Origin of the sequence: Pectobacterium sp. CHL-2024 (genome assembly GCF_044751765.1) — a bacterium.
GTDB lineage: Bacteria > Pseudomonadota > Gammaproteobacteria > Enterobacterales > Enterobacteriaceae > Pectobacterium > Pectobacterium brasiliense.
On sequence record NZ_JBIXKO010000001.1, the window covers coordinates 261,404 to 285,995 of the forward strand.

Annotated in this window: 27 protein-coding genes; 15 read left to right on the forward strand and 12 right to left on the reverse strand. The window is 57.2% G+C overall.

The genetic code is table 11. The annotated features are described in order from the left end of the window. Positions 1-128: 128 nt before the first annotated feature. Positions 129-1,055, forward strand: coding sequence for a LysR family transcriptional regulator (locus ACIPUG_RS01120; protein WP_014915562.1), 927 nt, complete (start codon positions 129-131; stop codon positions 1,053-1,055). Positions 1,056-1,065: 10 nt separating this feature from the next. Here ACIPUG_RS01120 and sctU read toward each other — a convergent pair whose 3' ends face one another. Genes sctU through sctW form a run of 11 tightly spaced genes read right to left on the reverse strand, consistent with a single transcriptional unit; the run spans position 1,066 to position 11,617 of the window. Continuing rightward, positions 1,066-2,145, reverse strand: a complete 1,080-nt coding sequence (gene sctU / locus ACIPUG_RS01125) for a type III secretion system export apparatus subunit SctU (protein WP_400336960.1) — start codon at positions 2,143-2,145, stop codon at positions 1,066-1,068. 10 nt (positions 2,146-2,155) lie between these two features. Then, entirely contained in the window at positions 2,156-2,959 is an 804-nt protein-coding gene (sctT, locus tag ACIPUG_RS01130; protein ID WP_014915560.1) for a type III secretion system export apparatus subunit SctT, read from the reverse strand. Positions 2,960-2,965: 6 nt separating this feature from the next. Continuing rightward, the gene (gene sctS / locus ACIPUG_RS01135; RefSeq protein ID WP_010302163.1) at positions 2,966-3,226 is read right to left on the reverse strand and encodes a type III secretion system export apparatus subunit SctS; all 261 of its coding nucleotides are present in this window, start codon (positions 3,224-3,226) and stop codon (positions 2,966-2,968) included. A gap of 7 nt (positions 3,227-3,233) precedes the next feature. Continuing rightward, positions 3,234-3,887 (reverse strand): type III secretion system export apparatus subunit SctR, encoded by a 654-nt coding sequence (sctR, locus tag ACIPUG_RS01140; RefSeq protein ID WP_010681683.1) that lies wholly within the window; start codon positions 3,885-3,887, stop codon positions 3,234-3,236. Then, the gene (gene sctQ / locus ACIPUG_RS01145) at positions 3,884-5,044 is read right to left on the reverse strand and encodes a type III secretion system cytoplasmic ring protein SctQ (protein WP_400336962.1); all 1,161 of its coding nucleotides are present in this window, start codon (positions 5,042-5,044) and stop codon (positions 3,884-3,886) included. The genes sctR and sctQ overlap by 4 nt, the downstream gene beginning before the upstream one ends. Continuing rightward, positions 5,041-5,574: a type III secretion system HrpP C-terminal domain-containing protein gene (locus tag ACIPUG_RS01150; RefSeq protein WP_205563716.1), complete on the reverse strand. Its 534-nt coding sequence runs from the start codon at positions 5,572-5,574 to the stop codon at positions 5,041-5,043. The genes sctQ and ACIPUG_RS01150 overlap by 4 nt, the downstream gene beginning before the upstream one ends. Next, positions 5,571-6,008: a hypothetical protein gene (locus ACIPUG_RS01155; protein ID WP_040043278.1), complete on the reverse strand. Its 438-nt coding sequence runs from the start codon at positions 6,006-6,008 to the stop codon at positions 5,571-5,573. Before ACIPUG_RS01155 ends, ACIPUG_RS01150 begins: the two co-directional genes overlap by 4 nt. Next, positions 5,998-7,365, reverse strand: coding sequence for a type III secretion system ATPase SctN (gene sctN, locus ACIPUG_RS01160; RefSeq protein WP_400336964.1), 1,368 nt, complete (start codon positions 7,363-7,365; stop codon positions 5,998-6,000). The genes ACIPUG_RS01155 and sctN overlap by 11 nt, the downstream gene beginning before the upstream one ends. Further along, entirely contained in the window at positions 7,365-8,300 is a 936-nt protein-coding gene (locus ACIPUG_RS01165; RefSeq protein WP_400336966.1) for an FHA domain-containing protein, read from the reverse strand. Before ACIPUG_RS01165 ends, sctN begins: the two co-directional genes overlap by 1 nt. Before the next feature lie 9 nt (positions 8,301-8,309). Beyond that, positions 8,310-10,412 (reverse strand): type III secretion system export apparatus subunit SctV, encoded by a 2,103-nt coding sequence (gene sctV, locus ACIPUG_RS01170; protein WP_400336968.1) that lies wholly within the window; start codon positions 10,410-10,412, stop codon positions 8,310-8,312. Beyond that, on the reverse strand, positions 10,409-11,617 hold the full coding sequence (sctW, locus tag ACIPUG_RS01175) for a type III secretion system gatekeeper subunit SctW (RefSeq protein ID WP_400336970.1): 1,209 nt from the start codon (positions 11,615-11,617) through the stop codon (positions 10,409-10,411). The genes sctV and sctW overlap by 4 nt, the downstream gene beginning before the upstream one ends. A gap of 338 nt (positions 11,618-11,955) precedes the next feature. Between sctW and ACIPUG_RS01180 the strand changes: the two genes are divergently transcribed. The 4 genes from ACIPUG_RS01180 to ACIPUG_RS01195 all read left to right on the forward strand — a co-directional run bounded on the left by ACIPUG_RS01180 (position 11,956) and on the right by ACIPUG_RS01195 (position 16,339). Then, positions 11,956-12,501 (forward strand): RNA polymerase sigma factor, encoded by a 546-nt coding sequence (locus ACIPUG_RS01180; protein ID WP_014915551.1) that lies wholly within the window; start codon positions 11,956-11,958, stop codon positions 12,499-12,501. A 241-nt stretch (positions 12,502-12,742) separates the two neighbouring features. Then, positions 12,743-14,212: a PAS domain S-box protein gene (locus tag ACIPUG_RS01185; protein WP_227526797.1), complete on the forward strand. Its 1,470-nt coding sequence runs from the start codon at positions 12,743-12,745 to the stop codon at positions 14,210-14,212. Positions 14,213-14,248: 36 nt separating this feature from the next. Next, the gene (locus ACIPUG_RS01190) at positions 14,249-14,890 is read left to right on the forward strand and encodes a response regulator transcription factor (protein WP_014915549.1); all 642 of its coding nucleotides are present in this window, start codon (positions 14,249-14,251) and stop codon (positions 14,888-14,890) included. A 378-nt stretch (positions 14,891-15,268) separates the two neighbouring features. Further along, positions 15,269-16,339: a sigma 54-interacting transcriptional regulator gene (locus ACIPUG_RS01195; RefSeq protein WP_014915548.1), complete on the forward strand. Its 1,071-nt coding sequence runs from the start codon at positions 15,269-15,271 to the stop codon at positions 16,337-16,339. A 98-nt stretch (positions 16,340-16,437) separates the two neighbouring features. Here ACIPUG_RS01195 and ACIPUG_RS01200 read toward each other — a convergent pair whose 3' ends face one another. Then, positions 16,438-18,033, reverse strand: coding sequence for an EAL domain-containing protein (locus tag ACIPUG_RS01200; protein ID WP_400336973.1), 1,596 nt, complete (start codon positions 18,031-18,033; stop codon positions 16,438-16,440). Between the two features lie 346 nt (positions 18,034-18,379). Here ACIPUG_RS01200 and ACIPUG_RS01205 point away from each other — a divergent pair, with 346 nt between their 5' ends. The 10 genes from ACIPUG_RS01205 to ACIPUG_RS01250 all read left to right on the forward strand — a co-directional run bounded on the left by ACIPUG_RS01205 (position 18,380) and on the right by ACIPUG_RS01250 (position 24,476). Then, positions 18,380-18,586 carry a hypothetical protein gene (locus ACIPUG_RS01205; RefSeq protein ID WP_014915546.1) on the forward strand — a complete coding sequence of 69 codons (207 nt, stop codon included), beginning with the start codon at positions 18,380-18,382 and terminating at the stop codon, positions 18,584-18,586. 68 nt (positions 18,587-18,654) lie between these two features. Then, positions 18,655-19,026, forward strand: coding sequence for an EscI/YscI/HrpB family type III secretion system inner rod protein (locus ACIPUG_RS01210; RefSeq protein WP_039288741.1), 372 nt, complete (start codon positions 18,655-18,657; stop codon positions 19,024-19,026). A 6-nt stretch (positions 19,027-19,032) separates the two neighbouring features. Beyond that, positions 19,033-19,800, forward strand: coding sequence for a type III secretion system inner membrane ring lipoprotein SctJ (sctJ, locus tag ACIPUG_RS01215; protein WP_039288739.1), 768 nt, complete (start codon positions 19,033-19,035; stop codon positions 19,798-19,800). Beyond that, positions 19,797-20,426, forward strand: coding sequence for a type III secretion protein (locus tag ACIPUG_RS01220; RefSeq protein ID WP_400336975.1), 630 nt, complete (start codon positions 19,797-19,799; stop codon positions 20,424-20,426). The genes sctJ and ACIPUG_RS01220 overlap by 4 nt, the downstream gene beginning before the upstream one ends. Before the next feature lie 37 nt (positions 20,427-20,463). Then, positions 20,464-21,063 (forward strand): type III secretion system stator protein SctL, encoded by a 600-nt coding sequence (sctL, locus tag ACIPUG_RS01225; protein ID WP_039558462.1) that lies wholly within the window; start codon positions 20,464-20,466, stop codon positions 21,061-21,063. A 146-nt stretch (positions 21,064-21,209) separates the two neighbouring features. Further along, the gene (locus ACIPUG_RS01230) at positions 21,210-21,434 is read left to right on the forward strand and encodes a type III secretion protein HrpF (protein WP_009112566.1); all 225 of its coding nucleotides are present in this window, start codon (positions 21,210-21,212) and stop codon (positions 21,432-21,434) included. Then, the gene (locus ACIPUG_RS01235; protein WP_094370254.1) at positions 21,421-21,855 is read left to right on the forward strand and encodes a type III secretion system chaperone; all 435 of its coding nucleotides are present in this window, start codon (positions 21,421-21,423) and stop codon (positions 21,853-21,855) included. The genes ACIPUG_RS01230 and ACIPUG_RS01235 overlap by 14 nt, the downstream gene beginning before the upstream one ends. Beyond that, entirely contained in the window at positions 21,848-23,917 is a 2,070-nt protein-coding gene (sctC, locus tag ACIPUG_RS01240; RefSeq protein WP_379057975.1) for a type III secretion system outer membrane ring subunit SctC, read from the forward strand. Before ACIPUG_RS01235 ends, sctC begins: the two co-directional genes overlap by 8 nt. A 27-nt stretch (positions 23,918-23,944) precedes the next feature. Then, positions 23,945-24,136: an HrpT family type III secretion system protein gene (hrpT, locus tag ACIPUG_RS01245; RefSeq protein WP_379057977.1), complete on the forward strand. Its 192-nt coding sequence runs from the start codon at positions 23,945-23,947 to the stop codon at positions 24,134-24,136. After that, positions 24,129-24,476, forward strand: a complete 348-nt coding sequence (locus tag ACIPUG_RS01250; RefSeq protein ID WP_014915538.1) for a hypothetical protein — start codon at positions 24,129-24,131, stop codon at positions 24,474-24,476. Before hrpT ends, ACIPUG_RS01250 begins: the two co-directional genes overlap by 8 nt. Positions 24,477-24,592: the final 116 nt, after the last annotated feature.

The window sequence follows — 24,592 nt, forward strand, 5'->3', positions numbered from 1 at the left end:
GATAATGTGCCGAAGTTACCGATATTTAAAGAAAAAACGAGCTTTGCAACAATAATAAAAATTGCAATTAAGCTTTGCTTTTAATATAAACCTGCGAATCCCCCGCGATGTCTGAAAGGAACGCCGCCATGCACAGCTCCGAGATTCGTTATTTTCTGGTGGTTGCCACCACCGGTTCGCTCAGCGCCGCCAGTCAGCACCTGTTTGTTGCCGTTTCTGCGATCAGTCGCCAAATCCAGCGGCTGGAAGAACGCATCGGCGTGCCGCTGTTCGAGCGCCATGCGCGCGGTATGGTGTTAAACGATGCGGGACGCATTCTGGAAAATCACGTGCGTAAGAGCATGATGGACATGGATGCCGCCGTGGCGGAGATTCAGGGGCTGAAAGCCAGCCGGCGGGCGCTGCTGCGGATCGGCTGCACTGAGGGGATGGCATTTGATCTGCTGCCGACGCTATTTGCACGCTTTCGCCAGCATGACCCGGATACCACCTTTGCGCTGAAAGTGGACTCGGCGATGCAGGTGTCCCAGATGATCCGCAATGGTGAAGTGGATATCGCGCTCCAGTTTGCGCTGGCACCTGAACAGGGCGTGAATGTGGAACTGGCGCTGCCTGCGCCGCTGATGCTGCTGATGTCTGACGATCATCCGTTGGCGCAGCAGTCTATTCAGCTGGCGGATCTGCATCCTTTCCCGCTGGCCTTGCCGGAATCCTCGACCACGCTGCGGCAGCTGTTTGACCTCTCATGCCGCATGAACGGCACCTTTCTGGAACCGACGCTGTGCTGCAACAACTTCACCACGCTTTATTACTATGCGATGAGCACGCCGGGGGCGGTCACCGCCTGTAGTTTCTACTCCGTGATGTACAAGTGCTTACAGCAGCCGATGCGGCTTAAACCGCTGAATATTAAGCAGCTTGACCAGCGCTCGCTTCAAATCCAAACGCTGGCAGGCAAAGCGCACGCGCCGCAGCAACAGGCTTTCCTTGATTTCATGATGGCGGAGCTGCGTCAGGGAGAGGCGTATTATCTGAGTCAGATCGCGGAAAGCTAACTATCCGCCGTTACTCCATCTCAATAATGTCGCGTTTTTGCTCGTCTTCGAGCTGGCGCAGGATGCGATACACCTGCGCCACGGCCTGAAGCGTTTCGCGCGGAATGTAGTGGCCTTCCGGCGTGGTGCGATACAGCGTGCGGGTCAGCCAGATAAAGCGAATCACCGGAATATCTGCTTTTTGCGCCTGCGCAATAAGTTCCTGCGCCGCGCGGTCTTCCCCCTTGAATAAAATGCGCGGCAGCGGCGTTTTACCGGGGCGATAGTAAAGCCCCACCGCATAGTGCGTCGGGTTAACCAGCAGCATATCGGCGTCTTCAACCTTGGCGTTGGGGCGCGGCGCGGCAGGTTCATTCATCAGTTCATGCGCCAGCGATTTACGATGGCCTTTCATATGCGGATCGCCTTCGGAATCCTTGTGCTCGTTGCGTAAATCCTCGTGGCTCATCCGTTGCTGCTTGAGAAAGAAATACTTTTGCAGACCGAAATCCAGTGCGGACAGCACCAGCAGTGCCGTCAACGTGGTGCGGGCAACGCGCATCAGCAGCGCTTTAACCCCTTGCCAGAAGCCGTGTAGATCGCCATAGGCCAATTCGACCAGCGCTTCCAGCTCCGGCACCACCACTTTATAAAAGACGGTACCGATCACCACGGCTTTCAGGATATTGGTCAGCATTTCTACCAGCTTGCGCATCGAAAACATCTGCTTGAACTGGTTGATCGGATTCAGGCGGTTGAGATCGAGGTTCAGCGCTTCGGGTGCAAACAGCGGACCATACTGGAGCCAGCCGCCGACCACGCGCAGCAGCACGGCAATGGCGGCGGCTAACAGGCAGAGCGTGCCCGCCAGCACGGCGGCATCGTGGAACACTTCTTTCGCCACCTGCGCAAACGGGGCATCCAGCCTTTGCAGCGGTAGTTGCACCAGCGTTTGCAATTTCCCCATCGTGCCGTCCGCCAGCGCCAGTACGCACTCCAGCAGGCCGACGCAGATCAGCAGTTTGGGCACATCCTGACTTTGCCCGACTTCCCCTTTACGGCGCGCGTCTTCGAGCTTTTTCTCTGTGGGTTCTTCCGTTTTCTCGCTCATCGCTTCTGCCTTATTCGCTGTTCGATGCCGCAAAAAGCAGCGGGAGCAGGTGCTTGAGATCCGGTAGCCCCTGAAGTTTATGGTCACCTAAATATTGCAGCACGGGCAGATAGATGATGAAAAATGCCATTCCCACCAGACACTTGGCTGGAATGGACAGAACGAACACCTGAAGCTGCGGGCTATACAGGCTGAGTAGCGCAATGCTGAATTCCAACAGCAGCAGCAGCGCGACCAGCGGCCCCGCGTACACCACCAGATGGGTGAAGGTGTCGGCCAGCAGGCTGAGATACACCTCAAAGCCTTGTTCGCCCGGCGCGGGCAGCCACGACAGCACCGGCCAGATTTGGTAGCTGTCCCAAATTAGCTGTGTCAGCCCTTTCAGGCCGATACCGATAATCAATAGCAGAATCAGCGTCTGTTTCAGCAGATGGCCGAGCGGCGTGGCGTCCGAACCCAGCGCGGGGTTGAGTTGGCCGCCCATGAGCGCACCGCGCTGGTTATCAAATAGGGCGCCGACGGATTCAAACAGCCAGAACGGCATCGCCAAAATCAACGCGATGAGTAACCCGACAATAACCTCTTTCAGCAACAGGCCGGGCAGCATCGGCCAGGACAGTGGCGTCAACAGAAGCTGCTGCTGCACGATGGGAGCGGGCAGCAGCGTCAGGGAAATCACCACAGCGTTGCGCGTCATGCCTTTCAGCACGTTGAGTGAAAAAACCGGCACCAGAATGAAACAGGGATACAGCCGGGCGATGCCGAGCGTAATGGCGATGATAAAGTCGTAAACGTGCTGAATGGTGGCGATCATGCGGATTTATACTCCGGTGTGCGCAATCATGTTGAATGCGGTGATAGCCAACTGCATCAGCTCTACGCCAATCCAGCGTCCGCAGAGCGCCAGCGCCAGCCCGACGGAAATCAGTTTGACGGCAAAAGGTAGCGTCTGATCCTGCAACTGCATCACCGCCTGTAGCAGCGAAATCAGCACGCCGACAATCACTGCAACCAGCAGCGGCGGGGCAGAGAGCAGCACGACCATCACCATGGCCTGACGGAAAAGCGTAATTATTTCCATCACGGCCTCACAGGTAGCTGTAGAACAGGCCATCCAGCAGCCGCGTCCAGCCGTTGACCAGCACGAACAGCAGCAGCTTTAACGGCAGCGAGAGCGTCATCGGCGCGACCATCTGCATTCCCAGCGCCAGCAGCACGTTGGAGACGATGAGGTCGATGACGATAAACGGGATATAGATCAGGAAGCCGATTTTGAATCCGGCCTGTAGCTCCGACAGCACAAAAGCCGGAATCACCAGCAGCAGATTTTGCGTGTTCACCTTTTCGGATAGCGATGCAGGCCACATTTGCAGGCTGTTCTCATGCAGGTGGGTGAGGATATCGGGGTCAACGTTGCGCGACATAAAGGTTTGCAGCGGTTCCAGCCCATAGGTCACGCTGGCCTGAAGCGACGTGATGTCGGTCATATCCAGCGGCTTTTCCTGCACGCGTTTGCTGATGTCCTGAAACACCGGTGCCATCACAAACAGCGTTGCCGCAAGCGCGATGCCGTACAGCGCCATATTAGGCGGCACTTGTTGTACCCCGATGGCGTTGCGGGTGATCAGCAGCACAATCGCAATCTTCAGAAAGCAGGTGCAGACAATCATCATCAGCGGAATCAGGGAGAGTGCGCCCAGAAAGAGCGCAAACATCAAGGGATCGAACGCGCCGGACGTCATGGTGCCAGCTCCGGTTCGGCGGCGTGTTCTTCATCCGCTATCGGCAGTATTGGCGTCGGCGAGGAAAAACGCTGGGTAATCTGTAGCCCCAGTCGGCCTTCCACATCGACCAGATCGCCGCTCGCCAGTGCGATATCGCCGTAATACAGCCAGGCTTGCCCCGGCACTATATCGCGCAGCGTCAGCACGCTCCCGCTGGCAAGGTGCTGCAATTCAGCCAGCGTCATCGTCAGGCTGCCGCAGCGAAGGTGTAAGGTGACCGGCAGCGGTGGTAAATTTTCGGTGACATTGTCACTTATCGGTGTAGGTTCAAGGACTGAGGTCTCTGAGTGGGGATCGGCGAGCATCGTGTCGGTAGCGGACGGGGGCATTGAGACAGTCTCCATGTCGGTAACGGTAAAGGTGTAGGGGGCGGCTTCCGTGAGCTGTAGCGTGCCGCGCAGGCGCAGCGTGCCGACTGACAGCGTTCCCTCGCCAGAGGGGGTAAACCACGGACGATTGGGCAGAATAAGATCGCCCGTGCGCAAACGGCACAACGCGGACAGCGGCAGCACGGCATCAGCCAGCGTGAGCGGAATAGCGATAGCCATTCCCGCGGGTAGCGTGCGACGCTGGCGGTGCCAGTCAGCACGGGAAAACAGCGCCAGCCAGACGTCGTCAGCGGCCTGCATCCGGCTGCGCACGCTCATGCCGTTCCAGCTCACGCTGAGCCAGACAGCATTGTGATTCTGCTCTCTTGAATCCTGTTCTTTCTGAGAACGGTCCAGCGGGTAAATTTCCCCGACCAGTGCCTGCAGCACGGGATTGAGCGACTGGTTGTAGAGCGTCCAGTACCACGCCTGTGCCGCGTCATCGTCTTCAGAGAGCGGTAGCAGCGGGCAGTCCGACAGCAGGCTGAGCACGGGAAACGGATCGGTCAGTGAGATATCACCGATGTCGCTACGCCAACTGCTGGCCTGCGCGGTGGACGATTCCTCTGCCAACTCGCATTCGTTCGCCAGTTGAAGGTGCAGGCGGCCAGCCAGTCCGTCGCGGATAAACGGCAGCGCGAGCCCAGTGGTCAGCGTCGATCGGATACGGGCGTGCTGCGCGCGCAGGATCGGCAGCGTCAGTGGCCTGACGTGCGGTGAATGGACGTCGGGTGAATTCGGGCTCATCGCTCATACTCTCTGGCGTCAAAACGCAGGTTTATCGGGCAGTCCAACGCACTGGAGAGCGAATGACGGCAGGCTTCACGCCGATCTTTTAACTGGTGGTAACTTTCCCGGCTGAAACGCAGGGAAATATCCCAGCCGCGCGGTACCAGCGCGGCTAACCGTGCATCGATATCGCCCAACTGCGGCAGTTGAAGGCTGAAGGCAAACGGCGGGGCGCAGATGTTGTCCATCGCTTCAATCAGCTCACATTGCAGCGGCTGCCACTGTGACGGTGTCACATATTGTGGGCTGTCCGGTGTCTCACTCTGCAACGGCAGCGGGGCATTGACGGAGCCGCCCGGTGCTAAGGCGACAGACGCGTCCTGATAGAACGCGTCTTCAAAGCCGTCCGAAAACGTGAAGGCTTCCCAGAAATCCCTATGTTGTGGATCGGGTTGCGAATGGTCTGTGCGCGAGGACTTGCCGTGCAGCACGGCCTGCGCGTTCTGCGTCGCCTTGGATTCGGATGACGCAATCTGTCGGTTATTCATACGTGCTCCTGAGGTAACGTAAGCAGATATTCCAGTTTCTCCACCGCCTTCTGACATTGGCGGGTGGCATCTCGGGCGTGATCAACCTGACGCTGTTGATCGCGGTGCTGCTGCTGTGTGGCCTGTACCTGCTGCGTTTCTGTCGCGATTTCGCCGAGTAAACGCTGTTCGGCAGCAAGGTTTTTTTTCAGGTTTTCCAGCGTTTGGCATTGCCCCTGAGTGTCCCGGGCAAACTGGTCGCGCTGCGTCTGACTGGCCTGTCGCAGCGCCTCGACCTGCTGCTGATGATGCCGCTGCTGTTCCGCAATGCGGATCAACTGTTGTTCTTCCTGCCGCTGTTGGCGCTCGCTGCGGCTTAAGCGCTGACGGCGTATCGGCATCAGCAGGTTCAACACGGTCTGTAATTCGGCATCGCGTTCGGTGTTATGGGGCATAGCGGCTGACTCCGGCGAGCTGTTGTTGAATCACGCCATACGGCATCGGTTCACGCATTGACTGACGCAGAAACTGGGTGATTTCTGCCTGGGCGTTGACCGCAGAATCGGTCAGCACGTCATGGCCGGGCTGGTATTCGCCCAGGCGAATCAGCATCTCGACCTGCTTGTACGCTGCCATCAGACGCCGTACACCGCCCGCGTTGCGGGTGTGATCGGTGTCCACGACGTTGCTCATGGTGCGGCTCAGGCTGGCCAGCACGTCGATAGCCGGATAGTGCCCCTGTTCCGCCAGCCGTCGGGCGAGCACGATGTGCCCGTCAATCAGCGAACGCACTTCGTCGGCAACCGGATCGTTCATGGAATCCTGTTCGATCAGCACGGAATAGAGCGCGGTGATGGCGCCGTCTTCCGTTTGCCCGGCGCGTTCGACCAGACGCGGCAGCAGCGTATAGACTGACGGCGGCAACCCGCCGCGCCCCTGCGGTTCTCCGAGCGCCAGACCGATTTCGCGCTGGGCGCGGGCGAAACGCGTCAGGGAATCAATAATCAGCAGCACCTGACGGCCTTCGGCACGGTAAGCCTCGGCGATAGCGGTGGCGGTGAACGCCGCACGGGCGCGTTCCATGCTGCTGCGGTCGGAGGTGGAACACACCAGCACGGTGCGGCTGCGCAGTTCATCGTCCAGTTCGTGATCGAGAAACTCGCGCAGCTCGCGCCCACGTTCACCAATCAGCCCGAAAACGATGGCGTCGCATGGCGTATTACGTGCCAGTTCGGCCAGCAGCGTGGTTTTACCGCAGCCCGCACCAGCAAAAATGCCGACGCGCTGCCCCTGACCGATGGTCAGCAGGCCATCGACGGCGCGTAATCCCGTGGGGAGCGGCTGGCTGATGCGAGGCCGGGAGGTCGGTGGTGGGGCATCGCCCAGCACGGGCTGTGTGCGACCGGAAGCATGACCGGGTTCGACAAACGCGCTCTCGCCGCCGTCCTCCAGCGCCCGGCCAAACCCGTCCAGTACGCTGCCTAGCAAACGTTCAGACACCTGAATGCAGTGCGGCTGATACAGCGGCGTTACGGCGGCTCCCTGTGCGATACCATCCAGCGCCCCGAGTGCGGAGAGGAAAGTGTTGTCTGGGCTAAATCCCACGACTTCGGCCATCATCTGGCTGTCATCCTGACGGGCCACCCAGCACAGATCGCCAATGCGTGCCTGCGGCAGGCTGCACTCCAGCAGGATGCCGCTGACGGCCATGACGCGGCCTTTTTTCTCCACGGGCGCATAGGCTGCCAGATGCTGGCGCTGCTGCGTGACCCACTGATCGAGCAGCGGAAAAGAAGAAAGTTGTGTCTGCATTACCAGTTCACCGTTATCTGTTGTCTGCCGCTGAATTCAATCTGGTGCTCGTCAATTCTCACCAGACGCAGGTTGTCGATCTCATCGCCGATGAAAAAGCGCTGACCGTCCGCCGTGACGACGTTGGCACGCGACCCGCTGGTTACCTGAACGATCTGAAACGGCAGTTGCTCCGTTTTCAGCTGTGTGCGGTTATCCACGGACAGCGCGGTTCTATAACGTTGGTGGAGTTGGGCGAGCATCCGTTCCAGCTTTTTTTGATCGTCCGGCGTTAATTGTCCGGTGAGTGTGACGCGATCCTGATACGCCGCCACTTTCACGGCCGTGCTCAGTTCCCGCTCCTGCAACATGATGCGCAGCGTGCTTTCTAGCTGTGGCAGCGTGCTGAGCGGTTTGCGGGTATCCTGCGGCGGTGGGGCGGCAGGCATCGCGACGCTCTCCTGTAGCTGCCAACTGCCCACCATCACCAGCAGCAACGCGCCAAGCAGCAGGTAACTGGCTTTGGCCCACAGCGGCAGACGCGGTGCGGGGGCAGGCGCAGGAATCGGCGTAGCGGTATGGTGCGGCGGTTCCTCGACAGGCATCTCCCCAGGAAGAACATGCTCTTCCGCAGTCGGAGGTGTTTCGTTGTCGTCAGGCCAGGGCGTATCGGCTGCGACGATGCAGAGCCAAATCTGCCCCAGCGCAAACGGCGTACCGGGCGGTAGGGCGTCAATCTGCTCGACGGTATGGCCTTCCGCGTTGCACAACGCGCCATCCTGTGCGCTGAGCGCCCAGCCGCCAGCGGTCTTCTCCAACTGGCCGTGATAAGGCGCAATGCCGGGATCGTAGAGCACGAGATCGGCATCATCGGCTGCACCGATACGCCAGGCGTTTCCACAGAGCGGCAGCGCTGCACCGCGATGTAAACCAGTCAGCACGCGTAATTCAAACATGGTGTGTTCCTATGCGCTAAAGGGGTCGGGGGAGTCGTAAAGATCGAGACGTCCAATGACGTTGATCGACAGGGTGGATTCCAGCTCGGTGAAAGACAGCACCGGAACGTGGTGAAATTCGTCCTGCAACAGCGTGCGCAGCGGGCTGCGTAAATCCTGTGCCACCAGCACCAGACTGCGCTGCGACGAAAGCGGCGGAAACGCCTGTCGCAGCTGAGCGAGCAGCGTGGAGGCGTAGTCCTGCGTCAGGGCGAAGAAGGTTTCGTTCTGCGTCTGGCGCAGTGCATCGCGCAGCAGCTCTTCGCTTTCTGGCGTCAGTAGCCAGACGGCAAGGTTGTTTTCGTCGCTGTACTGGTGGCAGATTTGCGATTTAAGCGCCAGACGCACGTAGTCGGTCAGCGCCAGCGTGTCCCGTTCGTGCTGACCGACTTCAATCAGCGCTTCGGCGATGGGGCGCACCGATCGCAGCGGCACGCGTTCGGAAGCCAGCCGTTGCAGCACGCTGGCGAAACGCGAAAGCGGCATGATGCGCTGAAGCTCCTGCGCCAATTCCGGCTGCTCGCTCTCCAGCCAGGCCAGAATGGATTTGGTTTCCTGCAAGCCAATGAATTGTGAGCCGGTGCGGTGGATGGCCTGTTCCATGCGCGCCAGAATCAGCTCATCCGCGCTCCAGCGCGGCACGTCGTCCGGCTGTTGCGCGACCTGTGCGAGCGGTAACCAGAGCCAGTGGCTTTCATCCCGCAGCGTTGGACCGGGCGTGGCGAGGTCAGCATCCGTCGGTTCGATGGCACCGCTGGCAACGGCCAGCCGGTCGGTGACAAACGTGGCTTTCACGTAGGGGATTTCGTAGACGCAAAACTGAAATTCATCTTCCGCTAGCCGATCGCTGAATTCGATATCAAAGGATGGCAGCGTAAAGCCGAAGCGGTAGACCAGTTTGTTACGCAGGCGGCGAATATTCTGCACCAGCGCCGTTGCCGTTGGCTGCTCTTGCCAGACCGGATGAAACAGCAGCAAATAGGCGCGTGTGGGGTTGAAGCGCCGCAGATCCTGATAGCCGTTCTGTTCAGCGGGTATGTTGTCCGCTTCCGACTGGCTGGCATCTAACTGCCCCTGTTGCTTGATGCGCCAGAGCTGGAACAGACCGCTGCCGAGCGACGCCAGACTGATGGTGACAAACACCAGCGTCGGCATCCCCGGCAGCAGCGCAAAACCAAACATGCCGATGGAGGAGATAATCCACGCTTTGGGCTGGCTGGTAAGCTGTTCGGCAATTTCGCGGCCAATATTGGCATCCACTTTTTGCCCGTCTGCCGAGACGCGGGTGATGATCATCCCGGCGGTCAGCGAGATCAGCAGAGCCGGAATCTGGGCGATCAGCCCGTCGCCGATGGTCAATACCGAGTAGACGTGCATCGCATCGGACGCGGCCATGTTGTGCTGCAACACGCCGATGGCGAAACCGCCGATCATGTTGATGAACACGATCACCAGCGATGCAATGGCGTCGCCCTTAACGAACTTCATCGCGCCGTCCATCGCCCCGAACAGCTGACTTTCTTTCGCCAGATTTTCCCGCCGCTGCCGTGCCTGATGGGCTTCGATTAACCCAGCACGCAGATCGCTGTCGATGGACATCTGTTTACCGGGCATCGCATCGAGCGTAAAGCGTGCCGCTACCTCAGCCACGCGTTCGGAGCCTTTGGTGATCACCAGAAAGTTCACCACCGTCAGAATCAGGAAAATAACCAGACCGACCGCCAGATTCCCGCCCACCACGTAGTTACCGAAGGCCTCAACGATATGGCCACCGTCCTGCTGGAGCAGAATCTGGCGCGTGGTGGAAATGGAGATCGCCAGTCGAAACATGGTGGTCAGCAGCAGCACCGCCGGAAACGTCGAAAAGGCCAGCGGTTTGGGTAAGTACATTGCCAGCACGATCAGCAGGGAAGAGACACAGATATTGAGTGCGATCAGCACATCGATTAGCCCGGTGGGCAGCGGAATGATCATCATGAAGACGATAGACATCACGATGACCGCGCCAACGACTTCCGAGCGCTGCATCGCGCTCAGCGCAATGCGGTTCAGCCAGATAATCAGCAGATTCATGGCTGCTCCTTATCCGAATCGCGCGCACTCTGTTTTTGCCGCGATGCCGTATCACGCTGCGTCAGGTCATCATGCTGAGTGCCTTTGGCCTGCTGTTTCTCATATTGGGCGATATCGCCAATCATCCCACGTATCAGCTGGAGCGCCGTTTGGCGGTTTTTACTGTCACGCCACAGCGGATGCGGCAAGTCGCTGACGAGCGGTAGCAGGGCGCTGAAAAACATCGCTTGATGCTGCACCTGCGTACCGGCGACTTCCCGTCCGAGATTATGCAGGTCGCGGGCATAGGCACCGTTGGCGCTCAAACCAATCAGGCGGCGGGTTAGCTCCACGGCACCGAGCGTAAAGGCGGGCACTTTGTTTGCTAACCGAGTAAGCAGCGTCTGGCTGGATGACAGCGTATGGCTCAGGTGGCGAGAATCATTGAGGTTGCTCAGCATCTTGCTGAGAACGGCTTTCGAAATCGACGGCGTCAGCGAGGCAATATCCGCCGCCAGCGCCCGCTGCAACGTGCGCAGCCCAATGGAAAACGTCGCGGCGTCAAAGCGTTCCAGCAGGGAATCCAATAGCGCACTGGCCGACTGCTGATGCACGATTTTCTGGTAGTACAGATCGCGCATCGCCTGTTTTTGTTCCGGCTGGGTGCTGAACAGCGCAATGGCCGTTGCCGTATTCAGACCGGCCCGGACTTCCGGCCCTTTCTCCTGATGCAGCTGCTGTAACGCACTTTCCGCCGCCGCGGTCAGCTCAGGCTGTCGGGGAGATTGCTGCTGGATGTGGCGCAGCAGGATATCGCCGCGCGCCGGATCGTTGCCTGCGGCTTCCAGCACCGCCTCAAGAGACGGCGAGCCTTGCTGCATCAGCAGGTCGCGCATCCGGCTTAACTGCTGATCGAGCGTACTTTGCGACGGGTTTTCCAGCATCCTGAACAGTTCGGTCAGTTTCTCAATCCGTTCGACATTGGCGGTGGCGCGCGCGTCCGGCTGCTGGGCGATGTGGCGTCGGTTCAGCGATTTGCTTCTTCGTTCGGCCTGCTCGCCAAACGCCATCGCCACTTCCTCCATCGAGGTGGATAGCGGCGAACCGGGAGGGGCGTGGTGAGAACTCGTCTGCTGCACCGCAGCCTGCGGCGTGGGATCGTCATCCATCACGACAGGGCGCGGCAGGGCGCTACTGGAGGGAAGAACCGTCGGCATTTTGATCATGATGTCATCCTGAATAAATCGGCTACGTGTCGTGGTGTGAACGTGCAGCGGTATGAATGTATTGCTATGTGGATGCAGAAAAGGATGGGTTCCCCGACGTGAAGTCATCGGAGCAGGCCGAATTTGATGGCGGATTGGATTAAATGCCGTTACTTATTGCAATTACGGATTGCAATAACTTGCAATTTCGTGCTGTGGGCGCTGGCAAAAAATGGCACCATAATAGGTAAAATGAAAAATAACTGATTAAAAATCAGTGTGATAAAAATCTTTTCGGGCTGGCACAAGGCTTGCTCTTCCGTTTTTGCCAATGGGGCACAACAACGGAGAGTCAGCAAATGGAAATGTCTACCCTGAAACACATCGAACAGACCCCTTCGCTTTACCCGGCGTTATCTGTCGATTGGGAACAGGTGTTTCGTCAACACGGAAAGAAATTGCATAACTTTATCCGCAAGCGCGTCAGCAACCATGACGACGTGGAGGATTTACAGCAAATGACCTATCTGGAAGTGCTCAAACATCAGGATAAATTTGCGGGAGCATCGCGGCCGGAGACGTGGGTATTCGGTATTGCCCTCAACCTGGTTCGCAATTATTTCAAGCAGGCACGCCAGCGCGCTCAGGAAATGGGCGATGAGATGCTGGAACATATCGCGATAGAACTCGATCCCGGTGCTATCACCGAAAGTCAGCGGTCCTTGAAGCGCGCGATGGATGCCATCGTCTCACTGCCTGAAGATACCCGTCAGATGCTGATGCAATTGCTGGATACCGATGCCAGCTATCAGGATCTCGCATTGCAGTTGGAGATCCCGATCGGTACGGTGCGGTCGCGGCTGTCTCGTGCCCGAGGTGTGATTCGTCAGGCTGTTGAATCCTGACGGCATTTCACGGGACGAAAGGACGCGCCTGCACCCGCCGTTTTTCACTGACTGAGGTGGTGACCGCTTTATTTAATGATGGCGGTTGCCGTTCAGTTCGTGGTCGCACGCCGTGATATCAGGTCGCATTGATGCCGTTGCAGGGTTCCCTGTCCATCTTCTGGAATGTTGAGACGCCGTATTGCGCTACCTGCACGGCGGGTGGCTGCACAACAGTCTTAATTCAAATAAGGAGATGGCAATGATGTTCACCCAACCTTTTCGTTCCGATGAGAAAACCAAAGCCCCCGAGCTTGAACTGGTGGATTTTGCATTTGGCCGCATCAAGGATGCGATTTATATCGTCAACGAAGATCAGCGTTTTTGTTACGTCAATGAAGCGGCCAGCCAGACGCTGGGCTACAGCATTACGGAATTCATGCATTTGAGCGTTGCCGATATCGATCCCGAATGGGTCGCTGAGCATAGCTCGCCCGACTGGTTTCATGAATACGCATTGGGCGTCGGCACCACGTTTGAAACCAAGCACCTCACCCGCCATGGCATGACGATTCCGGTCGAGGTCAATCTCACGCATTTCCAACACAGAGGACGTAGCTACAACATGTGTGTCGTCAGAGATATCAGGGAACGTAAACATATCGAGCAGTTGGCTTACGCGCGAGAACAGGAATTTCGCGCGCTGGTTGAGAACACGCCGGATTTGATTATCCGCTTCGATGCCAACCTGAACTGCCTGTACGCCAACCCCGCCAGTCTGAAACATCTGGATTTCACTATAGAGCAACTTCGGGGCCGTATGATTACGGAACTGATGCCCGGCGTGGGCTGTGCGATCCGCATAGAACAGCTGGTGCGGCTGGTTGTCGATACCCGCAGCAGTGCAGAGGGTGAAGTCATGGAAGAGCTGGGGAGAGGCGAGCAGCGTCATCATCATATTCACCATATTCGCTGCGTGCCTGAGTTCGATCAGCATGGCGCGCTGGTGTCTATTCTGACCGTCGGACGGGATATTACGGCGATTCGCTATGCGGAGAAGAAACTGGCCGATTCGCACATGCAACTGCGTTTATTGGCGCGCCAGCGTGAGATTTCGCGCGAAGAAGAGCGTAAGCATATTGCTCAGGAAATCCACGATGAGCTGGGGCAGCACCTGACCACGATCCGCATGAGCCTGTCGCTCATGCGCATGTGTTTTGCCAAGGAAAACCCAGACATGCAGGCGCATTTGCAAAAGCTGATGCAGCTGACTGACCAAACGATCCAGGTGGTGCGTAACGTGTCGACCCGGCTCCGGCCGAATGTATTGAATATGGGGCTGACGCCCGCGCTGGAATGGCTGTGTGACGAATTTAACCGGCACTACAGCGCAACCTGTCTGCTGCGAACGTCGGGGGAACCGCTGGTGCTCAATGACGAGAGCACCACGGCGGCCTTCCGCGTCGTGCAGGAGTCGTTGACTAACGTGGCGCGCTACGCCGCTGCCACGCAGGTCATCATTACGCTGGATAACCAGCAGGACTGCGTGGTGCTGTGCACCAAGGACAACGGTAAAGGTTTTGATTCCCGCGCTAAAAATAAAAACGCTTTCGGACTCATGAGCATGAAAGAACGCGGACGGATGCTGGGAGGCGAAGTGGTTATTGACAGCGCGCCCGGCAAAGGCACGTTGGTGCAGCTAACGTTTCCTAAAAATGGCCATACCCGCTAACCGCGGGATAAGAATAACAAAAGGAAGAAATGAGCGATGGGCAAACCAATACGTTTAATGATCGCCGACGATCACGTCATCATGCGTGAAGGTCTCAAGCAGATCTTTGCGCTGGATGACTCGCTGAGCGTCGTCGCCGAAGCGGGAAATGGCGCACAGGTGCTGGCGCAGTTGCGCAGCGTGACCCCTGATTTGCTGCTGCTGGATATGTCGATGCCTGGCATCAGCGGTGAAGCGCTGATTTCACGCGTAGTGGCGCAATATCCGCGTCTGCCTATTCTGGTGCTCAGTATGTACAGCGAAGCGCAAATTGCGCAGCATGCGCTGAAGAGTGGCGCCAGAGGTTACATCACCAAAGATAAAGACCCGGAAGCGCTGCTGTCGGCGATCCGACGCGTGGCGCAGGGCGCTCGCTATATCGATCATACGATTGCCGAGCAGCTGGTGTTTTCCAATTACACGGAGGGTGACCGAGCCGCGCACGATGTGCTGACGGCCAGAGAGCACCAAATTATGATTATGTTTGCGCAGGGGATGGGCATCAACGCCATCGCCAATGAGCTGGCCATCAGCAACAAAACGGTCAGCACCCATAAAGCGCGTCTGATGGAGAAAATGCAGTTCAGTACCAATGTGGAAATTGTGAAGTATGTCGTGAGTAAGAAGCTCATTCCCTAGTTGCGGAATAGTAGCGGAAATCCGCTGTGCGAGAAATAACAGATAAAAGGGATTCAACAGTCGGTGAATCCCTTTGCTGAGCTTTACGCTTTCCTGACGATATCTTTTCGTTTTCCTGCTAATTGTTCAGGAAGGTAACAGACTGTTTTTACTTGTTTTGGCCGTTTTTTGTAGGCATTTCCCTACAAATTCCTCTGGAATTCCTACCTGATGTTCAGCGATGCCTGATGGTTTCATTATTCAATGGCGGTAATGCTTATTATCGTTCTACCGGAGAGGTATGGGTCGACGTTATGCGGAGAAACGCGGCAGATGCACGGTAGGGCACCACGTTATGGAAGGCAGTCAGTTAGCCCGTTTGGGCTTCAGGAGTAGTTAATGAATCATTATTATCGTCAGGACAGACAGCACGATTCGTTATTAGCGCATTCGTTATCGGAACATTCGTCATTAGAAAAGCCATCATTAGAAAAAGCTCGCTCGTCAGTAGACTATTTCCCGCCATCGTCGGGACATTCCACACACACAGCTGATGATATTCATTCATCGCTCGCCCCCATCATCAATGTTATTGCGCCTCTCAATGTCGACATCGTGCTGGAAGGTGAAACCGGTACGGGGAAAGACACGCTGGCGAACCGCATTCATCAACTTTCTCGATGCAGCGGCCCGCTGGTGGCGGTGAACTGCGCCGCCGTGCCGGAAAATTTGGCCGAAAGTGAACTGTTTGGCGTGGTTTCGGGTGCCTATACTGGCGCGAACCGCTCCCGCGCTGGCTATCTGGAAAGTGCAGATAAAGGCATTCTGTTTCTTGATGAGATCGACAGTATGCCCATGACATTGCAGGCCAAGATGCTGCGCGTGCTGGAAAGCCGCGGCGTAAAGCGGCTGGGAAGCACCCAGTTCACGCCCGTGGATATGCGTGTGATTGTGGCGACGCAAACGCCGCTGCTGCAACTGGTGGAAAAAGGGCTGTTTCGCCGCGATCTTTATTTCCGTCTGGATACCGTAAAGATTCAACTGCCGACGCTGCGTTCCCGCAGCGATCTCATTCTGCCGCTGTTTCAGCGTTTTAGTCAGGAAGCCGCTGTGCGCCTGAAAATGACGCTGCCACCGATGACGGCGGAAATTCACGAACAGCTGTTGACTCACAGCTGGCCGGGTAATATCCGCGAGCTGAAAGCCGCAGCGGATCGCTGGGCGCTGGGACTGTCGCCTTTGGCTGAAATTCAGCCGCTGCTGCATCCACGTCCTTTGCAGTTGAAAGACCGCTTGAAGCGGATTGAAAAATTTCTGATTCAGGATGCGCTGCGCCGCCACGACCACTGCATTGACGATGTGATTGTGGAGCTGGGGATCCCCAAGCGGACGCTTTATCACCGCCTGAAAGTGCTGAACGTGACGGCGCGAGAGATGTGCGCAGGGGGCGGGGAAGCTTGTCAGGCATGAGGGTAGACTCTCCGCCGTTTACCGATCGGGATACGGTATCCAATGACGGCAGGCCGACTGTTGCCAGTAGGCCTGCTTTCAGGTTATGCCGATTCTATTTACATCGTTTCTGTCGGCATTTTTTCTATCGGCGGGCATGGATAGCGATGGATATCCGGTAGATCGTGCAATGCCACGGCCTTACTGAAATACCATCCTTGCATAATCGCCGACGGGCACTGTTGCAGGATGTAGGCGGCTTGCTCGCGTGTTTCTACCCCTTCGATGATCACCGGGACGTCGAGCTTTTTGATAAGGGTAAATAACAGATCGGCCATGGCGGCATTAACCGTGTCTGTGCCGATAGCGTCGACAAAAATCTTGTCGATCTTGATCATATCGAACGGTAAATGGCTCAGATAATCGAGGTTGGAATAGCCCGTGCCGAAATCATCAAGCGCGATCTTATAGCCCGAGTGCCGTAGGGTCTCAAGGCCATCAGCCAGCGTCTTGTGGGACGTGCTCGACCGCTCGGTGAGTTCCAGCATGACGCGTGTTTTATCGATCGCCAATTCATCACACATTTGCTGCAGGAAGTGATGATAATCCGGCGAAATAATGTCGGAGACGGACAGATTAATACTCAGAAGAAAGGGCGTGTCCTGCGTGAGGTACGGCTGCATGTCACGCAGCGCCTGGCGTGTAATGATGCGGGTTAGCTCGTCTGAGTAGCCCATTTTTTCAGCCGCGCTGATAAAAAATTCTGGCGAAACGTTGTCGCCACGCTCGTTTTTCCAACGTGCCAGCGCCTCTACACCAATAATGGTACGCTGTGGCAGGCTGATCAGCGGCTGGTAATAGACCTGAAACCGCTGGTGTTTAATCGCGCGTTTTAGCTGTGATGGTAAAGCATGGTGCCGATCGTCATAGAGCTGGTAGGACAGGGCAAAACTGGTCCCGAGGAGCGCCCCGACAGAAAACAGCGCAGCGATGATATACCACGGGCGATACAGGATGCCGGCAGAATCCAACTGAGCCAGCACGCAGACATTCAGGGTCGTCGCGCAGAAAAACGTCTGGCGTTTTCCCATGGTCAGCCACCCGTTACTCTCATGCCGTTTCTCCTTGAACATCGGGAGGTCGATGTCGCCAAAGGTCTGATAGATATGCCCCAGATTACGCGTGAGCAGCATCGCGCTGTATTCGGCGGGGGGCTGAGTGAAATGACGAAATGCGGCGGCGGCGGTGACAGTGACGACATCGTTGAGGCTCGCCATATCGGCGGTAATACGCGGATCCACCACATCTTTCATCGCGGTCCACAGTTGCACGCCCTCATCGGTCGTCAGGTTTGGCGGCAGCAGATAAATCGGTGGGTTGAGGATGCCCCAGCCCGCAGAACAGATGAGATAGTTGTTTTTGATTCGCCCAATATCACGCAGATAGACGGAGTAAAAAGAGAGCAGGCGTAATTCTTTCAGATCGGCGCTGGAGCAAGGCGTGTTATTGAGCGTCAGCACGCGGTCTATGGTTTCCCGGCTTTCACGGGCGACGGCGGTGCCTTGTTCGAGCACGTCCTGGCTATAGTGCTGCAACTGCGTTTGTTCCAGCCTGGCTAAAATTCCCTGACCAATAAACAGCGCCAGCAATGCGCTGGCAAACGAAATCAAAATAAGTCTGAACCACAATCCGGTATTGGTAGTTAAGGTGAGCATAGCGACCATTTGGCAGCGTGACGAGAATAGTACGGCATGGGTTCAAATATCGCATCCTTGCCAGTTGGACAGCATAAAAACGTCCCTGCAAATCAGAAACAACGTATGGCCTTTCGGTCAGGTAATAACGCTTTTTATTATTCTAAAAGAAAATCTATGATAACTAACGGCCGGAAACACAGAGAAAACTAGGCTAGTTCTTCCCCTCGCATAGTCATTACTGAAAGAATTTCCTTTTCGTTGGAACTCACTGACCCGCTCTCCCACTTAATGAATGAACAAGATGACTGTATGTACAGCATGACAGTTCACTACCGTAAACATTCATTATATTTGGAGATATATCATGAGCTTTGGACTTTCCCAGATTGCATCTCAGGCGGCTTCTCAGACTCTGGACACCGCGATGGCTGGCTCTCTGACACGTGCAGCAGGCGCTCAGGCACAGAAAATGGCGATAGATACGGAAAACTCCATTCTGGATGGTCAGATGGATTCCGCGTCTAAATCACTGAACTCCGGGCAGAAAGCGGCGAAAGCTATCCAGTTCTGATCGTGATGAAACGAGCCGGAGCCTTGCTCCGGCTTTATTTTTACCCCGTCCGCGATGGAATCCACACCATGAAAATCAACCACGCTACTACGCTGCCCCAGCCGGGGGATGCCCCGCTGGCGGACAACGGCACGTCTTTTTCCTCTTCTGCGACCAATCAGGATGTGTCCTGGTTTAGCGCAGCGATGTCGTCGGCACCGATGACGGCAGAAAGCGGCAACAGTCAGTGGCTGGGTGCACTGGCGGAAAAATCTCAGGGACTGAACGGCGTTTTTAAATCCGCTGAACGCGATGTGAGCCAGTCGATGCGCTCCAATAATCCGAAAGATGTACTGGATGCGACCCGAACGCTGTCGTCGTTCTATCTGGAAAGTTTGCTGAGCGCCAAACTGGTGGCGAAAAGTGTGCAAAGTCTGGAAAAACTCACCAACTTACAGTAGCGGCCTATGAAAATCGATAAGCGAGTGTTTCTTCTGCTGATCGGGCTATTGACTGGCTGCGGCGAGCCGATTGAGCTGAATCGCGGGCTGTCGGAGAACGATGCCAACGAAGCGATTTCGATGCTCGGCCGCTATCAGATCGGCGCGGAGAAACGGGTGGACAAAACCGGCGTCACGCTGGTGATCGATGCAAAAAACATGGAACGTGCCGTCAATATTCTGAATGCGGCGGGTTTACCGAAGCAATCGCGTACCAATCTGGGTGAAGTGTTTCAGAAAAGCGGTGTGATCTCGACGCCGCTGGAAGAGCGCGCCCGCTATATCTACGCCCTGTCGCAGGAAGTGGAGGCGACGCTGGCGCAGATCGACGGCGTGCTGGTGGCGCGGGTGCATGTGGTGCTGCCCGAACGTATTGCTCCCGGTGAGCCAGTTCAGCCAGCCTCGGCGGCGGTGTTTATCAAATACCGTGCCGAGCTGGAGCCCGATGGGATGGAGCAGCGCATCCGTCGTATGGTCGCCAGCAGCATCCCCGGCCTGTCTGGCAAGGATGATAAAGAACTGGCGATCGTCTTTGTTCCGGCGGAACCGTATCAGGACACGATCCCCGTGGTCACGCTGGGGCCGTTTACGCTTACGCCGGATGAGATGCGCCGCTGGCAGTGGGGCGCAGGGCTATTTGGCCTAATGCTGGCTGGGCTATTAGGCTGGCGCATTGGCACCCCTTACCTGCGACAATGGCAGCAGAAAAAAGCGGGGGAGTCGTCGTCACCATGATCACACAAGCGCAACGCCAGCGGCATGAGTCGGGCGATCTCATCCCGCTTGTCTGGCTGACCTGGTGGGCAGAGGATTGCCTGTTACAAGCCGATCCCAGTTGGTGGGACGGGAAGGTGAGGCTGCCTGATTCACCGCTGCGTCGCGATTGGCTGCATGTGAATGCCGTGCAGCTTCATCGCCATTTTTCTCTGCCGTCGGTTTTGCCGCCAGATCCGCTGGCCTCACTGATGCAAATGGGGGCGCTGGATACGGCACAGCGAGAAACGGTATTGCGCCTGATGGCGCGGGTGTGTCAGCCCGTACGCCATCCGGATCGCTCGGACGCGGAGGACATATGGTGCGAGCGGCTGGCAAAGGCGCTGCGGCCGGGCTTATGGCTGCCGTCAGCGGTCACCTTTTCTGCCTCATCATCGGCGCCACCTGCTGCGAGACATCAGGATGCGGTGACGCTGCTGCGCATTCGCTATGGTGAAACGTGCTGGCCGCGTTTGCGGCTGCTTTTTCCACGCGATTGGTCCTGTGGTGGGGATAACTCTTGCCATGCCCCGTCGATGTTATTGCCTGCCGCCCGGCTGAATGCGCTGTGCGATGCCCTGATCTGGAAGGCATCGACCCCCACATAACCCTCCTCATTTCTATTCATTTTGCTAAGGACGAAGCATGCTGACGACGAAGACGTTTGCGACATTACCCGGCGGCAGTCGGGATGAAACGGTGATTATTCCGGCGGAGCGCGTCGCGGCGCATCGGCGCAGCCGGACACTCTGGGAAGAAGCCAATGCGCAGGCCGATAACATTGTGGCACAGGCGCATGAACGTGCCCGAATGCTCGGTGAGCAGGCGGTCGAACAGGCAGAAGCGGAATTCTGGCAGCAGGCAAACGCGCTCTTACAGGGTGTTCGACAAGACCGAATGGATCTGGAAAAGATCATGATTACGCAAGCCGGACAGCTGCTGCGCGATGCGCTGGCGCATTTGCTGGATAAAACGCCTGCGCCGTCGCGCCATCATGCTTTACTGCGGCAACTGCTGAAGCAACAGCAGGGAGAAAGTCGGGGAACACTGTATTGCCATCCCGCCCAGCTTGCCGATGTACAGCACTGGTTGGATGCACATGCGCATCTTGAGTGGCGTCTGGCCAGCGATGACGCGCTGGATAGCGATGCCATGAAGCTGATTACGGCGCATGGCGTGATGTCGCTGAGCTGGCGGCAGGCGACGGCACAGCTGATTCCTCCTGAATATCCCGCTGCGATGTGAAATCACTGCCCGCGAAAGGGAACTGCACGCCGGGGTTAACCACTCACTATTGAGTCAATGACGAGAACGCTCAGGTTTACGACCAACGTTCTCGTTAACGACCCAAACCGTGTTGTGAGGAAAATACCCTATGAGGAGAGCGTGCTATGTCCCTTAACCCCATTCAGCGTCGCCTTGACGCACACCTGGTCGATTCGCAGCAACAACTGGATGATATTGCGCTGAACGTTGCCGAAGGCGGAGCCAGCCAGGCCGACAGTTATGCCTTTTTTGAAGCCAGCATGGACTATTCCAATGCCAGTTGGGCGGTCGGACAGCTGCTGAGCGTGAAGCACGGTCTGGCAAAGGCCATCATCAATGACTTCAACTGAGTTGGCCGCGATGCTGGAGCGTTGGCTAAATGGCGGAACGCCGACGCTGAAGCTGGACATTGATGGCGGGGCGGTGGCGCTTGTGCGGCAGTCGTCGGGCGTGGCGTGCAGCGCGGCCATTCCGCTGTGTACGTTGCCCGATGAGCCGATGCTGGCGCGCGCCTTACAGCTGGCCGATGCCGCCCGCACCCAGTTTCAGGATGACACAGCCATCCTGTCGCTCTCCCCGCAGGATGAACAGCTCTGGCTATGGATGCGGCCCGATGCCGATGACGTCATGCAGCTGTGCCGCAGCCTGGAAACCTTACTTAACCAACGGGACGTCTGGCTGAGCCTGCTCACGCCGCGGGCGAAAACGCCCGTTTCCGCTCCACTGAATCTGAACACGCTGGCTTTTTTGCAAGGAGAACGACATGCGTAAGGGACTGATACGTCATCGATCGTATAGCATTTTTCTGGCGGTCTATCGCTGGTTTTGCTGGGCGGTAGTGCTGATGGGGATTATCCCGGTGAATGGGATGATTTCGCTGGCGCATGCTGCCACGCCAGCTGACTGGAACAAGGGCGCGTATGCCTATTCTGCCGAGCAAACACCGCTGTCTGCGATTCTGACGGATTTTGCCAACAGCCACGGCGTGGATTTGGTGCTGGGCAATATTGCGGACAATGAGGTTACGGCGAAAATCCGCGCGGATAACCCCACGCTATTCCTCGACAGGCTGGCGCTGGAGCATCGCTTTCAGTGGTTCGTGTATAACAATGCGCTGTATGTCAGCCCGCAGGATGAACAGGCGTCGGTGCGGCTGGAGATTTCCCCGGATGCCGCGCCCGATATCAAACAGGCGCTCAGCGGTATCGGGCTGCTTGATGCGCGCTTCGGCTGGGGGGAACTGCCGGAAGAGGGCGTGGTGCTGGTCACCGGCCCGCAGGCGTATATCGATCTGATTCGTAATTTCAGCCAGCAGCGGGAAAAACAGGACGAACGGCGCAAGGTGATGATTTTTCCGTTGCGCTATGCCTCGGTATCCGACCGGACGCTGCAATATCGCGATCAAAAAGTCACCATTCCCGGCGTCGCGACCATTCTCAATGAGTTGATGGATGGTCAGCGTGCGGCACCGGCAGGTGCATCCGGCCCGATGCCCGTGCAGCCGGATAACGGCATGGAAGCGATGCGGGAGAGTACGCGTTCGCTGATGACCCGGCTGGCAACCCGCAACAACCCAGGTCGCAACGGTGAGGCGTCAGGCCGTGTGACGCTAAGTGGCAAGATTTCCGCCGATGTGCGTAATAACGCGCTGTTGATTCGGGACGATGAAAAACGCCGTGCGGAGTATCAGCAGCTCGTCGACCATATCGACGTACCGCAAAATCTGGTCAACATTGATGCCATTATTCTGGATGTGGACCGAACCGCACTGTCGCGGCTGGAAGCGAACTGGCAGGCGCAGCTCGGCAATGTGAGCGCAGGCAGCACCATGATGATGGGGCGGAGCACCCTGTTTGTCAGCGATTTCAAACGCTTCTTCGCCGATATTCAGGCGCTGGAGGGGGAAGGAACGGCGTCCATCGTCGCCAATCCTTCCGTGCTGACGCTGGAAAATCAGCCCGCGATTGTTGATTTCAGCCGGACGGCGTTCATCACGGCGACGGGCGAACGCGTCGCGGACATTCAACCTGTAACGGCGGGCACCAGCCTGCAGGTGACGCCGCGCGTGATCGGCGAAGGGGCGCAGCGCAGCATCCAACTGGTTATCGATATCGAAGACGGTCAGGTGGAGACAGGCCGTGAAGGTGAAGCATCGGGCGTGAAACGCGGCACGGTTAGCACGCAGGCGCTGATTGGTGAGAACCGTGCGCTGGTGCTGGGCGGTTTTCACGTTGAAGAGAGCGGTGACCGCGATCGCCGCATTCCGATCCTCGGGGATATCCCGCTGCTGGGGCAACTGTTTACCTCGACGCGCCATGAAGTCTCGCGCCGTGAGCGCCTGTTTATCCTGACGCCGCATCTGGTCGGCGATCAAACCGATCCCACGCGCTATGTGTCCTCCGCCAATCGTCAGCAGTTGAACGGCGCCATGAACCGCGTCGCGCAGCGCAACGGTAAAACGGATCTCTATAGCCTGATTGAAGGCGCGTTTCGCGATCTCGCCAGCCGCCAACTGCCCGCTGGGTTTCAGGCAGACGGTAAAGGTACGCGATTGGGAGAGGTATGCCGCTCGCAGTCGGGCCTGATCTACGACAGTTCGCGCTATCAGTGGTATAGCAATGGTCAGGTGCGCCTGAGCGTTGGCGTCGTGCGTAACGGCGGCACACAGCCGCAGCGTTTTGATGAAGCCGCCTGTGCCAGTAGCCGTACGTTAGCGGTGGCGGTGTGGCCGAAAACGACGCTGGCTCCGGGGGAGTCCAGCGAGGTATTCCTTGCGTTGCAGCCCGCGCTAACGCCTCAGCCCGCCCGACGTAACCTGCTGACATCTCAGTAGCGATTCCAATTAAAACAGGAAATGGTCATGAATCATAAAGCACTGTTCGTCGCGCTGATCGCACTCTTGCTGAGCGCCTGCAATACCCCCCGACAGCTCGCCAACTGCGCCTCGGTGACTTGTCGTCCGCAGCCGGAAACGCGGCAGCTCATCATCTGGTGGCAGCCCGATCTGCGCAGCAGCCCGGCGGATTACAGCAGAGTTAGCGTGGATGAATGAACCCGTGGCGGTATTCGATAATCAGCATGATTTCCTCACTGCGCTGAAAACCGCGACGACGGCCTGTTGGCCGGTACAGTCGGGCGTCACGCTGTGGTTTACGGCGGTGTCGGCGGATAAGTCCATGCTCACCTTAACGCTGGCTCCCGCCCGACATTACCCCGGTATGTTGCGGCAAATTTTACAACGCCGCTTTCTGGAGGCCGATGCGCTGTTTGCCTGCGGCCTGAGCCTGGATGAACAGCAACATTTGCGGTTACGTCGCGCGTTATCCACATTGGCTGAGTCGGTTGCGGCAATCGACGAACTGTGGCGTTTGGCCGGTCTGCCGCCGCGCTGAATACTGAAAAAGTCATGCGTTTTCGTGCATAAGACGGGAACTGAGCACGCAAGGAAATCACTTAATGGGGGAGTGTCACAATCACGCGGGTTGACCGCACATCATTGGCGCTTTCA

What these genes read in the sequence shown, in the direction of transcription:
- ACIPUG_RS01165 (WP_400336966.1), bottom strand. Translation starts at nt 8,300, where the DNA reads ATGTTTGAATTACGCGTGCTGACTGGTTTACATCGCGGTGCAGCGCTG.
- ACIPUG_RS01230 (WP_009112566.1), top strand. Translation starts at nt 21,210, where the DNA reads ATGTCCCTTAACCCCATTCAGCGTCGCCTTGACGCACACCTGGTCGAT.
- ACIPUG_RS01220 (WP_400336975.1), top strand. Translation starts at nt 19,797, where the DNA reads ATGATCACACAAGCGCAACGCCAGCGGCATGAGTCGGGCGATCTCATC.
- ACIPUG_RS01200 (WP_400336973.1), bottom strand. Translation starts at nt 18,033, where the DNA reads ATGCTCACCTTAACTACCAATACCGGATTGTGGTTCAGACTTATTTTG.
- sctC (WP_379057975.1), top strand. Translation starts at nt 21,848, where the DNA reads ATGCGTAAGGGACTGATACGTCATCGATCGTATAGCATTTTTCTGGCG.
- ACIPUG_RS01180 (WP_014915551.1), top strand. Translation starts at nt 11,956, where the DNA reads ATGGAAATGTCTACCCTGAAACACATCGAACAGACCCCTTCGCTTTAC.
- ACIPUG_RS01210 (WP_039288741.1), top strand. Translation starts at nt 18,655, where the DNA reads ATGAAAATCAACCACGCTACTACGCTGCCCCAGCCGGGGGATGCCCCG.
- ACIPUG_RS01150 (WP_205563716.1), bottom strand. Translation starts at nt 5,574, where the DNA reads ATGAATAACCGACAGATTGCGTCATCCGAATCCAAGGCGACGCAGAAC.
- hrpT (WP_379057977.1), top strand. Translation starts at nt 23,945, where the DNA reads ATGAATCATAAAGCACTGTTCGTCGCGCTGATCGCACTCTTGCTGAGC.
- sctT (WP_014915560.1), bottom strand. Translation starts at nt 2,959, where the DNA reads ATGATCGCCACCATTCAGCACGTTTACGACTTTATCATCGCCATTACG.
- ACIPUG_RS01205 (WP_014915546.1), top strand. Translation starts at nt 18,380, where the DNA reads ATGAGCTTTGGACTTTCCCAGATTGCATCTCAGGCGGCTTCTCAGACT.
- ACIPUG_RS01185 (WP_227526797.1), top strand. Translation starts at nt 12,743, where the DNA reads ATGATGTTCACCCAACCTTTTCGTTCCGATGAGAAAACCAAAGCCCCC.
- sctJ (WP_039288739.1), top strand. Translation starts at nt 19,033, where the DNA reads ATGAAAATCGATAAGCGAGTGTTTCTTCTGCTGATCGGGCTATTGACT.
- sctV (WP_400336968.1), bottom strand. Translation starts at nt 10,412, where the DNA reads ATGAATCTGCTGATTATCTGGCTGAACCGCATTGCGCTGAGCGCGATG.
- ACIPUG_RS01120 (WP_014915562.1), top strand. Translation starts at nt 129, where the DNA reads ATGCACAGCTCCGAGATTCGTTATTTTCTGGTGGTTGCCACCACCGGT.
- ACIPUG_RS01155 (WP_040043278.1), bottom strand. Translation starts at nt 6,008, where the DNA reads ATGCCCCATAACACCGAACGCGATGCCGAATTACAGACCGTGTTGAAC.
- ACIPUG_RS01250 (WP_014915538.1), top strand. Translation starts at nt 24,129, where the DNA reads ATGAATGAACCCGTGGCGGTATTCGATAATCAGCATGATTTCCTCACT.
- sctQ (WP_400336962.1), bottom strand. Translation starts at nt 5,044, where the DNA reads ATGAGCCCGAATTCACCCGACGTCCATTCACCGCACGTCAGGCCACTG.
- sctU (WP_400336960.1), bottom strand. Translation starts at nt 2,145, where the DNA reads ATGAGCGAGAAAACGGAAGAACCCACAGAGAAAAAGCTCGAAGACGCG.
- sctW (WP_400336970.1), bottom strand. Translation starts at nt 11,617, where the DNA reads ATGATCAAAATGCCGACGGTTCTTCCCTCCAGTAGCGCCCTGCCGCGC.
- sctS (WP_010302163.1), bottom strand. Translation starts at nt 3,226, where the DNA reads ATGGAAATAATTACGCTTTTCCGTCAGGCCATGGTGATGGTCGTGCTG.
- sctN (WP_400336964.1), bottom strand. Translation starts at nt 7,365, where the DNA reads ATGCAGACACAACTTTCTTCTTTTCCGCTGCTCGATCAGTGGGTCACG.
- ACIPUG_RS01190 (WP_014915549.1), top strand. Translation starts at nt 14,249, where the DNA reads ATGGGCAAACCAATACGTTTAATGATCGCCGACGATCACGTCATCATG.
- sctR (WP_010681683.1), bottom strand. Translation starts at nt 3,887, where the DNA reads ATGACGTCCGGCGCGTTCGATCCCTTGATGTTTGCGCTCTTTCTGGGC.
- ACIPUG_RS01235 (WP_094370254.1), top strand. Translation starts at nt 21,421, where the DNA reads ATGACTTCAACTGAGTTGGCCGCGATGCTGGAGCGTTGGCTAAATGGC.
- ACIPUG_RS01195 (WP_014915548.1), top strand. Translation starts at nt 15,269, where the DNA reads ATGAATCATTATTATCGTCAGGACAGACAGCACGATTCGTTATTAGCG.
- sctL (WP_039558462.1), top strand. Translation starts at nt 20,464, where the DNA reads ATGCTGACGACGAAGACGTTTGCGACATTACCCGGCGGCAGTCGGGAT.